The organism is Halalkalibacter suaedae, from assembly GCF_017939705.1.
GTDB lineage: Bacteria > Bacillota > Bacilli > Bacillales > Bacillaceae_D > Halalkalibacter > Halalkalibacter suaedae.
In genome coordinates this window covers 292,455-308,384 of sequence record NZ_JAGKSQ010000001.1, presented here as the reverse complement: position 1 = coordinate 308,384, position 15,930 = coordinate 292,455, and the positions used below count along the sequence as shown (strand labels likewise).

Below are 15,930 nucleotides of genomic sequence, written 5' to 3'. Positions count from 1 at the left end.
GATTATTCTCTTTTCTTCAACAAGGGTGGTAACGCGAGGTCCTCGTCCCTTTTATAGGGAGGGGTCTTTTTTTATTTTATAGGAGGATTGATGATAATGGAACAGGAAAAGGTATTAACTACTGAACAACAAGCGGAAGTAGAAAGACAACTTGCTCACTTGAAAAGAGGAGTAGTTGAAATTATTCCAGAAGACGATTTCCGCAAGAAGATTACTAAGTCTGTTTTGACAGGGAAACCACTTAAAATCAAGTTGGGAATGGATCCTTCTGCTCCAGACGTTCATATCGGTCATACGGTGCCCCTACATAAGTTACGGCAGTTTCAAGAATTAGGTCATGAGATTCAAATGCTTATTGGCGATTTCACAGGTAGAATTGGCGACCCAACAGGCAAATCTGAAACACGTAAGCAATTAACGGATGAAGAAGTAAAGAAAAATGCTGAGACCTATGTTGAGCAATATGGAAAAGTACTTGATATGGATAAAGTTAAAATTTACTACAACTCTGAATGGCTTAAACCATTGAATTTTGAAGATGTTGTGAAGCTCTCAGCGAATATGACTGTTGCTCGTATGCTTGAAAGAGATGATTTCGAAAAGCGTTATAAATCGGGACAGCCTATTTCGGTTCATGAGTTCTTCTATCCGCTTATGCAAGGATATGATTCGGTTGCATTAGAATGTGATGTTGAAGTAGGTGGTACAGATCAGAAATTTAATCTATTAATGGGTAGACATCTTCAAGATGCATATGGAAAAGAAAAGCAGGTGGCATTAACGCTTCCTTTAATTGAAGGTCTTGATGGTGAAAGAAAGATGTCTAAGTCATTAGGAAATTATATTGGAATTGATGAAGCGCCGAACGAAATCTTTGGTAAGTCAATGTCGATTCCGGATGAACTTATGGTTAAATACTATAAATTAGCGACAGATACTCCAATGGAAGAGATTGAGAAGCTTGAACAAGGACTGGAGGATGGTAGCATTCATCCGAGAGATGCCAAAATGAATCTTGGTGCTAAGCTAGTTGAAATGTATCATGGTGAACAAGCTGCTAAGGAAGCAAAAGAATATTTCCAGACGGTATTCCAAAAACGCTCACTTCCTACAGATATTCCAGAGGTAACTTGGAATGGTGAATCACCGATTTGGATTGTCGATCTTCTAGTTGAACTAAATATGCTAAGTTCTAAAGGAGAAGCGAGACGAATGGTGCAAAATGGTGGAGTGAAACTGAATGAAGAGAAGGTAGAGGATGTTCAGTTGCAAGTTGAGATAGAAGATGGAATGATTATTCAAGTAGGGAAAAGAAAATTCATTAAATTAAAAAAATAAAAGAGATACTGGGACAAAAGTGATTTAACTAATAGAAAATCCGAACAAAGATAGTTGGCGGACGTAAACAGCTCCTGAAATATACTTCGCTTTCCGCGGGAAGCCGGTGAGCCGCATCACGCTAGGCCTGTGGGGTCTCACCTTTGGCTTTTTCATCCCGCAGGAGTCTACGTATATTTCATCCGCTACGTAATTGCTTTGTTCGATATTTCAGTTAGACACTTTAGTTATGTCTCAGTCTCTTTTATTTTGGAACAAAGAAAAACCAGTCCATTGGACTGGTTTTCTTCTTATTAACGAGAGTAGAACTCGACGATAAGAGCTTCTGTAATTTCAGCAGGTAGCTCAGCACGTTCTGGTAAACGAGTATAAGTTCCTTGAAGTGCTTCTGCATCGAATGTTACATAAGCAGGAACGAAGTCATTTCCTTCAAGAGATTCTTTAATGATATCTAGGTTACGTGACTTTTCACGAACTGCAATAACTTGTCCTGGCTTCACGCGATATGATGGAATATCAACACGTCCACCATCTACTGTGATATGACCATGGTTTACAAGTTGGCGAGCTGCACGACGAGTACGAGCAAGACCCATGCGGTAAACTAAGTTATCTAAACGAGACTCAAGTAAAAGCATGAAGTTTTCACCGTGAATTCCGTTCATTTTACCAGCAGCATCAAAGATGTTGCGGAACTGACGCTCATTCACACCGTACATGTGACGAAGCTTTTGCTTTTCTTGAAGTTGTAAACCATATTCTGAAAGTTTTTTACGTTGGTTTGGACCGTGTTGCCCTGGAGCATACGGACGCTTTGCTAATTCTTTACCAGTACCGCTTAGAGAGATTCCTAAACGACGAGATAATTTCCAAGATGGACCTGTATAACGAGCCATAATTTGACTCCTCCTTGTTATTTTGTTGTTGCAAAATAACAACCTGTAATCTCAAACTAAGATCATTTCGCCTTCATGCATCTTCGCTTCGACAGCTGAAGTTACGTGATGCACCTCGATTGATTCAGCCGCAGTCGAGGAACAAAATGAAACCAAAGAATGTTTACGTTGGCTGTCTTATTTCACACAAATTCCATTATACGAATGAATAAGGATAAAGTCAACACAAGATGTATACATATAGTGTAAGGTGACTTAGAAGATTGAAATAGCGAGGATCATTCATAGTAAAATGGAAAAAGTTGTTTTATAATTGATGTACAAAGACCTATATTGATTTTATTATAGAAAAGAGCTTCAAGACTGGATTTTCTTTCAGTAACAGAGATAAAACAAGAAGAGTGAGAGAATGCTAAGGGACCTTTAGACTATTCATAAAGAAGTGTGTGGTGGTGGAATTAATGGATAAACTTACATTTTTCGAGAGTCGTTTGCAAAAGTATAGTTCTTACTTAAAAGAACTAGTTTCGGATATAGATGTTCACACGCCTTCTTTTAAACAGACTGTTATTTTTATTGCCTCTACTAATCGTATTTTTACTATGCATAGGTTAGGCGATATCCCTGATAGGATGATTGAGCCTATCCAATTTTTTGAGAGAGTTTTTCAAAACAATCCTTTAGTCAATAAATTCAATGATTACACGCAAATTGCGGTACCTTTTAGTGGGTATGATGGCGAAAACCAATTATATTTAGGAATGATTTTTGACTCGACATCCCAATCAGAAATAGAGTTACGTGCATTTCTAAAAGGTTTAGTTGTTGGCTTCGTAGCTTTTATTGAAGAAGGCGAAGGGATTCATTTTAAAGATCTGCTAATTAAAGCTAATTTTGAAATTGAATTTTCTGTGTTAACAAAGGCGTTTGCTTCCTGCTATCAAAAGCATTGTCAAAGGAAAAACAAACTATTAATTTTCGAAAAACATGATGATTGCTTCATTAGCTTAAAGGGTGACTTGCAGCGAAGAATAAATCATACTGATCTCCTGCTTTTATTTGACGATAATATGAAGGAACAATTACGAGTCGTTCATGGCGAATCATTATTTGGTGAGATTGCGACTCATTGTTTAGGCTGTCCAATTTTTGTTGAGGATGAATTAGTTGCCGCCTGTTTCTTCTTGTTCGAAGACAAAGGTGAAATTTTAGCAGCGAGGAACAGTTATAGTCATTGGTTCAATGAACTGCTTCCTCTTTTCAAAAAGGGTTATATTCTAGAGCAAGAAAACAAGAAAACCAAACGTAGAAATATTCTAATGCAAGTTACGAAGAAGTTTCATTCGACGATGAATATTGAAGAGATACTTGGTGAGATTATCGATGCTCTTCATACAGCATATCCTAGTTTTCTCGTCCACCTCCTGCTTTCACAGGAGTGGAAGGTAAAAGCTGATATCCCGACGAAGCCGCTTACTTACGGTGAAGAAACTGGGAATAAGATTGTAGAACATGCATATTTAACAGGGGATATTCAAATTGATCAAACGGGTGAACGAATGACGCTATATGTTCCTTTAAGAGGAAAGCAGGGCGTCTATGGGGTCATGGAAATTAAGTCTTCTCAGACAGTGATATTACCAAGGTCAGAAATTGATTTTATTCAGATGTTGGCAGACACTGGTGGGAATGCACTGGAGAATGCGGAACTATATCAACAATCGCGTAACTTAATTCATGATTTGCAACTAATTAATGAGACGTCTCATCAGTTAAATTTAAACTTGAGATTAGCTGATACGATTAACTTCATGGTTCAACAAATTATTGAGTCATTTGGTGCGGAGCATGTAGGATTTATTATGTTTCATCCAAAGGGAGAATCGACTGTATTAGAAGGTAGTACAGAGCTATTCTTGAAAGAGGACACACAAGTGAAACTTGATTCGTTAATCACCAAAATGAAGCGTGAAAAAGATCCGATCTATTTTGGTGATTTAGAAAGTCAAGAAAAGCAATATTTGACTGAGTATAAGTCGATGCTGGTCGTACCAATGATACAAAGTAATGAATTAAAAGGAATGGTGTTGGCTGTTCATCGACTTCCTTATTATTTTACTTTTGAAAATTTTAAACTTTTGCAATCGTTGGTCCACCATTCGACATTAGCTTTTACAAATTCAATGCTTCATGAGGAGCTCGAGAGATTAGTCATCACGGATCATCTAACGAAATTATATTCCCGTAGTCACCTTGACGAGCGAATTCAAGATTCTATGTACAAGGATGGACAAGGTGCTTTTTTACTTTTAGATATCGATAATTTCAAGCTAATTAATGATACATTTGGTCATCAAGTCGGTGATGATATTATTATTCAAGTTGCAAATGTAATGAAAAAAAATATTCGTACCGATGATATTGCTGCCAGATGGGGTGGAGAAGAATTAGCCATTTATCTTCCGAGGGTTGAACTAAGCATCGCGATCACCATAGCTGAACGAATTGTTCAAACGGTAGCAATTGAAACAAGTCCAAGGGTTACAGTCTCTATAGGGGTTTCACATTGGAGTGCATATAAAAACCCACCGTCGTTAGATCATTTATTCAAAGAGGCGGATCAAGCATTATACAGAGCAAAAGAAACAGGGAAAAACCAAGTGGTTGTTAGTGATTGGAACAAAGAAAAAGGTATGGAAGGTGTATAAAAGCACCTTTCATACCTTTTAATATTAAATATGCTTTTCTAACTCTTTTACAAAGATCTCTAGATGAGATTGATCTTCTGCTGTAAAGCGGGAGGTTATTGGACTATCAATGTCGAGTAAGCCAATGATTTTATCACCCGAACGAAGTGGGATGACGATCTCAGATCGCGAAGCTGCATCGCAAGCAATATGTCCGGGGAACTCATGGACGTCATCTACTCGGATCGTCGTTTCTTTTGCTATTGCAGTTCCACATACTCCTTTTCCAATAGGAATACGTACACATGCAGGTAACCCTTGAAAGGGACCTAATACTAGTTCTCCCTCTTCTAATAAATAAAAGCCAACCCAATTTATATTAGGGAGAAATTGTGATAGGAGTGCACTTGCATTTGCTAAGTTAGCAATGACATTTGTTTCTCCAGTCAGCAATGCAGATAGTTGCTTTGTTACTAACTGATATTGTTCACTGATTGTTCCGTTATACTTCTTTGTCTCAAACACCTAACCACTCCTCTTAGTCATCTTGTTGTCATTTTACATACTATTTATTAGAAGACAAAATAAGAAATTTGTCAAAAAGTTTCTTAGTATTGTCGAGGGAAGTTTAAAGGACTATGTACGAAAAAGTCGAACGCTTTATACTAAAGGGGTGAAATTAGATGAAGAAGGAAACGACTAAGGAAAAAATGTTAGATGCTGCTATTCGCTTGTTTCACACTCAAGGCTATGCTGGAACCTCTGTAAGGGATATCGCTCAGAAAGCAAACGTTAATGTGGCACTTATCTCCTATCATTTTGGAGGGAAAAAAGGGTTATATGAACAATTAATTATACAGTTTTTTGAAGATTATCTACACATACTAGAAAGTGAGCTACAAAAGGAAAGCGAATCATTGAAGGATTTACTGTTACAGGTCATAAGGGCCTTGCTTGAGTACCAGTCTAAACAATATTTGGTTGCAAGAATGGTCCACCGGGAAATGACCCTTGATTCTGTGTTAGTTAGAGAGTTAATGTCGACTTACCTTAGAAAGGAAAAGCATGAGTTTGAGCAATTAATTAAGAGGGGAATGACAGGGGGGGAGTTTCAAAGGCAGCCCGTTGATTATGTAATTATTCATTTAAGAACAATGATTACAATGCCTTATCTATCCCCGCATTACTTAAGGGAATTATACCAGCTTTCTTCGAATGAACCTTATTTCATTGATAGATACATGGAACATCTGACAAGGTGGGTTCACACTTGGTTATGTGGCGAAGTAAAAAGTCAACCTTACCAATCATCCTTATCTGCCCAACTCATCTAACCTACTCGGCTGCTGTAATCGTGCCTCTTTATTAAGTTGTTCAAAGCCATTCAACAGCTCTTTCACTTGATGTGCATCAGATCCATAGACCAGTGGTATGTTCAATTCAATTGCTCTGTTTAGTACCTGTTTATTTGGATAGGGTTCCCGGCATAATGGTTTGATCGAGCCAGCTCCATTATAGTCGAGCTCATATCCTTTTTTTATAATATCTAACAAAATGCCGTTGGTTATTTCTGAAAAAGACTCAGTTACTGGGAATTTCTTATGGAACTTTCTAGCCAATGTCATATGTCCAATTCTTGTTGGTTTATGGGCTCCTAAATCAGCCTTAATCGATGAATGGACTGTCTGGTAGTAGAGGTGATGAACGTTTTCTACTGATTTTAGTTCAATAGCAGCTTGAGCAAACACTTCGGGACTATAGTCAATACAAACGTAGTCATCATTGATTTTCAGAAAATGCACCGATAGAATACTATCATCAAGTAACGGTCCATATTCATTAAGGAACTTCTTCGTTTCAAGTTCAAATCCCTCAATATAATCCACTTCCAAACCTGTAGAAATGATCAAATGGCCTTTAAACTCTTTTTTCATTTCTTTAATCTGATTGAAATAGGCAGGGAGCTGTGAAAGAAACATCGCACTGTCTTGATTAGGTGTAGGATCGACAAAAGAAGGTGGAAGTGGAGCGTGCTCCGCAAAAGTGATCCCTTTCAGATTATGCTTTACAGCCATTTCACAATAAGCATACATGCTGTCCGATGTGCCATGAGGGCAGAACGGGGTGTGTACATGTCCATCATAAATCATAACAATCCCTCCAAATGCGTGTAATCCTTAAAAAAAACATACAAAATAGGTATTTTCATGGTATCATAATTAAGAATAAAAAGCGTAAAAAAGCGATATCTTGTCGATTTTTGATAAATGAGTACTATAGCATCTATTTTATTACAGTCACAGAAGGGAGTCTCGTATGAATTATTTTTTTCTGGCTTTTGCCATTATTCTTATTCTAATTAGTGCGAGTATGATATTAAGAAAGCGGACATATAAAGAAGTGGATCGACTTGAAGAATGGAAAAATGATATTTTACATAGGCCGATACCAGATGAAATTGGGAAGGTCAAGAAATTACAAATGTCAGGACAGACAGAAGAAAAATTCGAAACATGGAGAACAGAATGGGATGATATCGTTGGGGTTATCTTACCAGATATTGAAGAAAAGTTGTTCGATATTGAGGATTTTGCTTCAAAGCATCGTTTTTCTAAAGCGAAACAACTATTGTCGGTAACGGAAAACCGACTTAATGGGATTGAAGATCAACTTACGAAAATGCTAGCTGATATTCAAATCTTAATTGAAAGTGAAGAATACAATCGATCAGAAATTGATATTGTTCGACATAGATTTATGGAACTAACTGAAACGCTATCAAAGAAAAGGGCCTCTATCGGAGAAGGGTTCCCATCATTTAAGAACAAAGTAGAAGATATTGAGCAGATGCTTCAATCATATGATGCTTCAACGAACGATGGGAGTTATATTGAAGCTAGAGAATTTCTAGTTCAGTCCAATTCTCAAATGGGCGAAGTAGAAAACCTTCTTGAAACCTATCCTAAACTACTTGTTCAGATTGATATGGTCATACCGGCTGATCTTAAAGAAATTAGACGTGGCATCGCTGAAATGGAAGAGGACGGCTATCAGCTTGAGGCCTTCTCAATTCCTACTCAGCTGGAATCGATTGAGGGCAATCTAGCTAGTTTGAGGGAAAAGGTCACTAACCTCCAATGTGAAGGTGTAGAAGAGAGAGTTTCTGAACAGGTTGACCAGTTAGAAAAACTATACGAAGTTCTTGAATTTGAAGTCGAATCGAAGCAATATGTAAAAGTAAAGCATGACCAATTAGAGAAGCTAATCCAACAAGGACGAGATGAAGTGGATGCTCTTTTAGCCGAAACATTAACTATTCAAGAGAGTTATCTTATCCCTCAAAAGCAACTTTCTGCACAAAAGAGAATGAGAAATGGAGTTGAAGAGTTATCGGGACAGCTTTTTGTACTCACTGATCTAATTGAGCAGGACAAACAGACGTTTACGTCGATTAGGGAACTTGTTGATGAATGGCAAGAGCAAATGAAAAATCTTCTCGACGAAATTGATGAAGAGAAGGCGACTTTATTTGCAATGAGGGAAGAAGAGTGGAAAGCACAAGAAACCCTAGAATATCTTCGCGATAAGATGCTCGATACGAAAAGAATTCTGAAGAAAAGCAATATTCCAGGGCTACCAGTGGCTTTTATCGAAAAATTAAATGAATCAGAACAGAAGTTAATAGAAGCGTTTCAACAATTAGATCAGATTCCACTTGAACTAGGACAAGTTAATGCTCTCGTGAAAGAAGCGGTGTCTATGGTTGAAGAGAATAATGTTCAGATTACAGAACTGATCCATCGAGTCGAACTGACAGAAAAGGTGATTCAGTATGGAAACCGGTACCGAAGTAAAAGTCAAAAGGTGAATGAACAGCTAAACGAGGCAGAGCAGTTATTTAGACAGTACGAATACGAGGAATCCCTTCAATGTGCTGTCGATGCAATTAAGCCATTTGAACCAGATGTCATCAGTATTGTTGAGGAATATATGCCGGCATAATAGAGTGTCCTAAAGGTCCAATGACTTTTGGGACATTTTTATATTCGTTTTGAAAAAGACTGCTCCTTTATTGAGAAAGGAAAGTTCTGTAACCTTAGTTATATTCACTTGTTATTTTGCAATATTGTGCTAACATAAATGAATGCTTAAAACAAGTAAGGGGGGGATATATTGATTTATTTAGACAATAGTGCAACAACCAAACCTTACAATGAAGTTATAAATACATTTACAGAAGTGGCTACGACTTATTTTGGAAATCCGTCTTCACTTCATTCTTTAGGAGTAAAGGCTGAAAGGCTTTTGACAGAAGCTCGAAAAAGAATGGCTACTACACTGAGTGTAGACAGTGATGAAATTATTTTCACTTCTGGAGGTACAGAAGGGAATAATATAGCACTAAAAGGAACAGCATATGCCAGGAAAAATCGAGGAAGGCATCTAATTACAACAAGGGTTGAACACGCGTCTGTATTAAAGGTTTTTGAAGAACTTGAAATGGATGGATTTGAGGTCTCGTATCTAGATGTTGATTCATTAGGTAAGATTAAGCTTGAGGATCTATACTCGGAAATCAGAAATGACACGATACTTGTCTCAATTCACCATGTAAATAATGAAACAGGTGCTATTCAACCAATTGAGGAAATTGGCAAAGTGTTAAATGAATACCGGACGATTTATTTCCATGTTGACCATGTCCAGGGCCTTTCGAAGGTTCCATTGGATCTGACTGAGGCAAAGGTAGATCTATGTACAGGGTCGGCACATAAAATACATGGATTAAAAGGTAGTGGTTTTCTTTACATTCGTAAAGGGTTAAATATTAAGGCTTTAACTCATGGGGGTTCACAAGAATTTGGATTGCGAACAGGAACTGAAAATGTTGCAGGAATTGTTGCAATGGCTAAAGCATTAAGGCTTGTTGAAGAAAAAAGGGTTGAGTTGAATCAATCTCTATATAAATTAAGAGAAGAATTTATTAACAGACTTAAAACAATCGAGGAAGTTGTTATAAATAGTCCAACTGATGGTGCACCACATATTGTTAATTTCTCTGTCCTATCCCTAAAGCCAGAAGTGATCGTTCAGGCACTCGCAGAAAAAGAAATCTATGTTTCAACAAAATCGGCTTGTTCTTCAAAGGCAAGTGAACCTAGTCATGTTTTAAAAGGCATGGGCTTTTCAGATGAACGAGCAAATTCAGCAATTAGGGTCAGTTTCTCATACGAGACAACGAATCTAGAGGTTGAACATTTAGTACATCAGTTACGTATTATTATACCGGAATTATTGGAGGTTATTCGCCCATGACATATGATCATATCCTAGTTCGCTTTGGTGAACTGGCACTTAGAGGAAAGAACCGATCATCATTTGAAAAGCAACTGCTGCAAAATATAAGAATAAGTTTGAAACCAATTGCAAATCTTTCCGTTAAGAGAACTTACGGTCGAATTATTATTGAACTGAATGGAGAGGACCATAATCGTGTTGTAGAAAAGCTACAAACGATCTTTGGTATTCATTCATTCAGTTTAGCTCTAAAGGTCGAAAATGATTTAGAAAAGATGCAGGAAGGTGCACTTAAGGTATTGAAGGAGCATCATGAAACCGTCCAAACCTTTAAGGTCACGACAAGACGAGCATACAAACCATTTCCGATTGACTCTCAAACACTAAATCACCAAATTGGCGGATATGTTCTAGCGAATACAGATGGGATTGAAGTAGATGTTCACAATCCTGATTTAAATATTCGTGTTGAAGTTAGAGAAGCAGCAACCTATCTAACAGCTGGAGTTTACCCAGGTGCAGGAGGACTTCCTGTTGGTACAAGTGGAAAAGTACTTCTTCTTTTATCTGGAGGAATTGACAGTCCTGTTGCCGGATATTTAACAATGAAGCGTGGTGCGAAAATTGAGGCAATTCATTTCCATAGTCCACCTTATACAAATGAACGTGCAAAACAAAAAGTAATGGATTTGGCCCAATCTCTAACTAAATTCGGCAGTGACATCACTTTGCATCTAGTTCCGTTTACAGACGTTCAAAAACATATTCGCGAAGAAATGCCTAGTAATTTTCAAATGACAATTATGAGAAGAATGATGCTTAGAATTAGTGAAAAAATAGCAAATAATGAAGGGATTCTCGCATTAGCGACAGGCGAAAGCCTTGGACAAGTTGCTAGTCAAACCGTTCATAGTATGAATGCTATTAATGAAGTAACAACATTACCTATTATCCGTCCTCTCGTTACGATGGACAAATTAGAAGTGATTTCAATTGCGGAAAAAATAGGAACGTACGAGACCTCTATTTTACCTTTCGAAGATTGCTGTACCATTTTCTTACCGCCTGATTCGAAGACAAAACCGAAGCGTGAACATGCAAATAAATTTGAACAGTACCTAGATATTGAAACGTATGTGAATGATGCAGTTAATCGAACCGAGAAGGTTGTTATATCGGGTACAAAAGCGGCAAAAGAAGAAATAGAAAGCCTATTTTAATCAATGAATTTTAGCACTCACAACAATTACCAGTAAAGAAATTTGCATGTTTTGGCCACTTCCGACTCATTCTATGAGTACAAAGGAGGTGAGAGACATGGCAAGTAACAACAGCGGAAACTCAAACCAACTTCTTGTACCTGGTGTACAACAAGCTTTAGATCAAATGAAGTATGAAATCGCTTCTGAATTTGGTGTTCAACTTGGTGCTGATGCAACTTCACGTGCTAACGGTTCAGTTGGTGGTGAAATTACTAAGCGTCTTGTTCAAATGGCTGAACAGCAAATGGGTGGTTATCAACAACAATAATTATAAAATGATGGATTTAAAGGAGGGTGCTGACGCACTCTCCTTTTTGTGCTGTTTATAATTTGCAAGTCGATTAAAGTTCTGGCAGGATAAAAGAACAAGATGAGGAGGAATGATGATGGGAACTTTATGGTATAATGGGACATTTTTAACAATGAGAGCTGAAAATGAATCGGTTGAGGCACTATTTGTAAAGAATGGCATTATCATTGATGTTGGCTCAAAGGAAGAATTAACTAATAAGTACAAGGAAGAAATACAACAGTGGCAAGATGTGATGGGTGGCTATGTCTATCCGGGATTTGTCGATAGTCACTTACATTTAATAGGACACGGAGAGAAAATCATCAGATTAGATTTATCTAATATGCTATCGGCTGATGAAATAGATTATAACCTTAGGCAAAAGTCTAGTGAACTGCCAAGTGGCGAATGGGTATTAGGGGAGGGATGGAATGAAAATAATTTCCCTGATCAGAAAATTTTCCATCGACATGAACTCGATGATATTGCACCAAATAATCCGTTGTACATAACAAGAGTTTGCAGACATGCAGCGCTAGTGAATTCAGAAGCGTTAAAGCTAGCTGGAATAACGAAGGAAACGGAGGATCCAGAGGGTGGTGTCATCGTTAGAGATGAATACGGAGAACCGACAGGCTACTTGTTAGATGCTGCGACAGAACTAGTGAAACAAGTGATACCTAATGTAACGGAAGCTTATCTAAGACAAGCATTAACATTGGCTATCGATGATCTTCTAGAAAAAGGACTTGTGGGCGGTCATACAGAGGATTTAGCATATTATAATGGGTTTAAACAAACGTTTGATCAATTTTTAAAAACGATAAATGGTAAGGATAAGAAGTTTAGAGCACATCTTCTAGTCCATCATGAGGCAGTAAATGAAATGGAGGAGAATGGCTACGATTTTGGTGAGGTCACACCTTTTATTGAGTTAGGTGCTGTTAAGCTATTTGCTGACGGGGCATTAGGCGGTCGTACGGCATTGTTACAAGCTCCATACACAGATGATCCTTCGACATCTGGTGTTGCGATGCATTCCGAAGCAACACTACATGCTATTGTTAAAAGAGCGCGAGAAAAGAATCGCCCTGTTGCCATTCATACAATTGGAGATGGGGCACTAGATTTCGCTTTAACAGCGATTGAAAAATACCCCCTTACTCGTGGAAGAGATCGACTCATCCATGTACAAGTCGCAAATGAGGAATTAATTGAGAGAATGCAAAAGCTCCCTGTCATTTTAGATCTACAACCACGTTTTGTTGTCTCAGATTTCCCGTGGGTCATTGACAGATTAGGAAGTGAGCGATTGTCTTATTCATTTGCTTGGAAAACGCTACTTAATGCTGGTCTTGCCTGTGCGGGTGGTTCAGATGCTCCTATTGAACCTGTTGACCCGTTACTAGGGATCCATGCAGCAGTGACGAGAAAGCAACAGACTGACAAACATGAAGGTTATTTACCTGATCAAAAGCTAACCCCATTTGAAGCAATCCAACTTTTTACTAGCGGAAGTGCGTATGCAATTGAAAAAGAGGATACACGCGGAGTAATTGATAGGGGATTTGTCGCTGATTTTACAATCCTTGATCAGAATCTCTGTCAGATTGACGCTGATGAAATTCCTAATTCAAAGGTATTAATGACCGTCGTCGACGGGTCGATCATGTATCAAAATAATTTATAGAAAAAAAGAAGGTGACTTAGGAGTTACCTTCTTCAGCTCAAAGTCTCTCTGGAACAAATCCGACAAGTTTTTGATATTAGTGTGAGGTGCCATGATAAGAGCTTCGAATCCGCTACCGAGATGGGGGGCACGCACCCGCCAGAGGGCATGGAACTAACCGGCTTCGCCGGTGGATTTCCATTTTGCCCTTATTTCCTGCAGGAGTCGGCCCACCCATCCCGTCCGCTTAATTAGAGGATAAATCGAAATTCCTTCAACTTCTCTGCCATGAGATTGAAATAGTTTGCTAATACTTTTATCCTGACCTTTTTATATAAAGTCTGAAGAAGAGGCTGGGACATAAACTAAAGGGTCTAAATGAAAAACCGAAAAATGCAATCATGTAGCGGATGAAATATACGTAGACTCCTGCGGGATGAAGAGCCAAAGGTGAGACCCCACAGGCGTAGCCGAGGAGGCTCACCGGCTTCCCGCGGAAAGCGAAGTATATTTCAGGAGCGGTTAACGTCCGCCAACCATGATTGTTCGAATTTTCTATAGTTAAATCACTTTTGTCCCAGCCTCTTCATATTCGAACATTTAGACAAACGTTTTTTGAACGGTTTTCCAAAAAGAGTGTTCTTGCTTTTGTACTACTTTTATTTCCCTATTCGCCAATGAGAGATGAATTTGTTTGGCGTGACGGATACTTAAAGCTTCATTATCAACACCAATAATTGGATGGTCGTTGCCATCTTGGACGACTTCTAGTGTTAATTTGCGATTAGGTCCCAAAATAAAGGATGTACCAAGTGTCCGGTAACTATTGTTATTAAGTGAGGCGATTTCACTAACTTGTAAGGAAGGTAGGTCTGGATCAATGACAGCACCACGAACGGATTTGCTGTATCCCGTACTACCTGAAGGTGTTGAGACAATCATGCCATCACCGCGGAAGGTTTCAAAATGCATATCATCAATGAATACTTCAATAACAAATGATTTGATGACATTTGAACGAATGGTACATTCATTTAAACAATAGAAAGGTGTTTCTTCGTTAATAATGACCTCTAATACAGGGGCTTGTCTTATAGAGATTTGCTCTTCTTGTAATGAGTTAAACAATTCCCTAGATTCATTAATTGTAAAATCTGTATAAAAACCAAGAGAATCTGTGCTAATGCCAACATAATTACAATTTTCACGGAAATTTGTCTTCTGCACAGCCTGTAAGAAAGCACTATCCCCACCTATACTTATGATGATTTGAGCATCTTTTGCATTTGAGACAATATGGTATCCGTATGACTTTGCTTCTTCAGTAATCGTCTTACTTATTTCTTCCATCTCAGGCGTTTTCTTATAAAATAAAAAAACATTCTTAGCTCCGTTATTCATAATTGACCTCCTACAATATTATTTCTTAAATGGTTTATGTTATTATATCCTCAGTATACATAATGAATGAATGTACGGAAAGGAGTACGACTACTTGAGTAGAAAACGATGGTTAGCATTGATTGCCGTTGCTATGCTATTGACGGTATTTGTTGTGGCAAACACAGTTCAGACGATGGGGAATGATTCCAATGTACTATCTGAAATCGCTCAAGACTGGATTCAGCAACCAATTGAAGAGGGGGCAGACGTAACAGGCAAAATTGCAGTATTGGAATTAAATGGAACAATTCAAGATACCGGAGACACAGGCTTGTTTGCTGCTGCTGGTTATAATCATCAAACCTTCTTATCGCAAATTGAACATGCTGCTGAGGATCCTGTCGTTGAAGGAATTATTATTCGAGTTGATACACCAGGAGGCGGAGTTGTCGAAAGTGCTGAGATTTATGACAGAATTGTTGAGGCACAGCAGGAATATGACAAACCCGTATTTATTTCTATGGGGAGTATGGCTGCTTCTGGAGGATATTATATCGCAGCACCGGCAGATCGGATCATTGCCAACCCTCAAACGATCACTGGTTCAATTGGAGTCATTATGGAGTCAATCAATGTCAGTGAATTAGCAGAAAAGTATGGAGTGAAAGTTAACACGATAAAAAGCGGTGAATTTAAGGATATTATGTCACCAACGAAAGAGATGACTGACGAGGAACGTGAAATTCTTCAATCTATTATTGATGAATCGTATGATGAATTCGTTCGAATCATTGTGGAGGGTAGAGGATTATCTGAAGAATTTGTCAGACAAGTAGCAGATGGTCGAATCTATAGTGGGAAGCAGGCATTAGAACTTGATCTTGTCGATGATATCGGGAGTTTTGACGATACGATTGCAATGATGAAGGAATATCTAGATGCCGATTACCCGGTCGTAAAATATGAAGCACAAGGCGGCATACCTAGTCTGTTTTCAATGACCCTACAAGAGTTAGTTAAATCTGATCATGAATTATCTATATTAGAAACATTTTTATCCAGTGATCGTTCTCCAACACTTAAATATTTATATACGGAATAGGAG

13 protein-coding genes and 1 other annotated feature (1 of these 14 cut by a window edge) are annotated in these 15,930 nt (G+C 38.2%); of the genes, 9 read left to right on the top strand and 4 right to left on the bottom strand.

Translation table 11 applies throughout. The annotated features are described in order from the left end of the window. Positions 1-53 (top strand) — a binding site (T-box leader) (it extends 160 nt beyond the left edge of the window). 43 nt (positions 54-96) lie between these two features. Then, complete coding sequence (gene tyrS, locus J7W16_RS01475; RefSeq protein ID WP_210595157.1) at positions 97-1,338, top strand: tyrosine--tRNA ligase; 1,242 nt, start codon at positions 97-99, stop codon at positions 1,336-1,338. A gap of 293 nt (positions 1,339-1,631) precedes the next feature. Here tyrS and rpsD read toward each other — a convergent pair whose 3' ends face one another. Beyond that, the gene (gene rpsD, locus J7W16_RS01470; protein ID WP_210595156.1) at positions 1,632-2,234 is read right to left on the bottom strand and encodes a 30S ribosomal protein S4; all 603 of its coding nucleotides are present in this window, start codon (positions 2,232-2,234) and stop codon (positions 1,632-1,634) included. Between the two features lie 461 nt (positions 2,235-2,695). On the opposite strand from rpsD, the gene J7W16_RS21855 reads away from it, so the two are divergent. Then, complete coding sequence (locus tag J7W16_RS21855; RefSeq protein WP_246879789.1) at positions 2,696-4,942, top strand: sensor domain-containing diguanylate cyclase; 2,247 nt, start codon at positions 2,696-2,698, stop codon at positions 4,940-4,942. A gap of 24 nt (positions 4,943-4,966) precedes the next feature. On the opposite strand, the gene J7W16_RS01460 is transcribed toward J7W16_RS21855, so the two are convergent. Further along, positions 4,967-5,446 carry a GAF domain-containing protein gene (locus J7W16_RS01460; protein ID WP_210595155.1) on the bottom strand — a complete coding sequence of 160 codons (480 nt, stop codon included), beginning with the start codon at positions 5,444-5,446 and terminating at the stop codon, positions 4,967-4,969. 158 nt (positions 5,447-5,604) lie between these two features. Here J7W16_RS01460 and refZ point away from each other — a divergent pair, with 158 nt between their 5' ends. Further along, the gene (gene refZ, locus J7W16_RS01455) at positions 5,605-6,255 is read left to right on the top strand and encodes a forespore capture DNA-binding protein RefZ (RefSeq protein WP_210595154.1); all 651 of its coding nucleotides are present in this window, start codon (positions 5,605-5,607) and stop codon (positions 6,253-6,255) included. On the opposite strand, the gene hisJ is transcribed toward refZ, so the two are convergent. Further along, positions 6,235-7,071 carry a histidinol-phosphatase HisJ gene (hisJ, locus tag J7W16_RS01450; protein ID WP_210595153.1) on the bottom strand — a complete coding sequence of 279 codons (837 nt, stop codon included), beginning with the start codon at positions 7,069-7,071 and terminating at the stop codon, positions 6,235-6,237. The two genes, refZ and hisJ, sit on opposite strands and share 21 nt — an antisense overlap. A gap of 166 nt (positions 7,072-7,237) precedes the next feature. On the opposite strand from hisJ, the gene ezrA reads away from it, so the two are divergent. From ezrA to J7W16_RS01425, 5 genes are all read left to right on the top strand, one after another. Further along, positions 7,238-8,923, top strand: a complete 1,686-nt coding sequence (gene ezrA / locus J7W16_RS01445) for a septation ring formation regulator EzrA (protein WP_210595152.1) — start codon at positions 7,238-7,240, stop codon at positions 8,921-8,923. A gap of 171 nt (positions 8,924-9,094) precedes the next feature. Then, positions 9,095-10,237, top strand: a complete 1,143-nt coding sequence (locus tag J7W16_RS01440; RefSeq protein WP_210595151.1) for a cysteine desulfurase family protein — start codon at positions 9,095-9,097, stop codon at positions 10,235-10,237. Next, entirely contained in the window at positions 10,234-11,439 is a 1,206-nt protein-coding gene (gene thiI, locus J7W16_RS01435; RefSeq protein WP_210595150.1) for a tRNA uracil 4-sulfurtransferase ThiI, read from the top strand. Before J7W16_RS01440 ends, thiI begins: the two co-directional genes overlap by 4 nt. Before the next feature lie 97 nt (positions 11,440-11,536). Continuing rightward, positions 11,537-11,749 (top strand): alpha/beta-type small acid-soluble spore protein, encoded by a 213-nt coding sequence (locus J7W16_RS01430; RefSeq protein WP_210595149.1) that lies wholly within the window; start codon positions 11,537-11,539, stop codon positions 11,747-11,749. A gap of 118 nt (positions 11,750-11,867) precedes the next feature. Further along, positions 11,868-13,463 (top strand): amidohydrolase, encoded by a 1,596-nt coding sequence (locus tag J7W16_RS01425; RefSeq protein ID WP_210595148.1) that lies wholly within the window; start codon positions 11,868-11,870, stop codon positions 13,461-13,463. 579 nt (positions 13,464-14,042) lie between these two features. On the opposite strand, the gene J7W16_RS01420 is transcribed toward J7W16_RS01425, so the two are convergent. Beyond that, a complete protein-coding gene (locus J7W16_RS01420) occupies positions 14,043-14,843 on the bottom strand; it encodes an NAD kinase (RefSeq protein WP_210595147.1) in 801 nt (266 codons plus the stop codon). Positions 14,844-14,937: 94 nt separating this feature from the next. On the opposite strand from J7W16_RS01420, the gene sppA reads away from it, so the two are divergent. Then, positions 14,938-15,927 carry a signal peptide peptidase SppA gene (gene sppA, locus J7W16_RS01415; protein ID WP_210595146.1) on the top strand — a complete coding sequence of 330 codons (990 nt, stop codon included), beginning with the start codon at positions 14,938-14,940 and terminating at the stop codon, positions 15,925-15,927. Positions 15,928-15,930 lie beyond the last annotated feature (3 nt).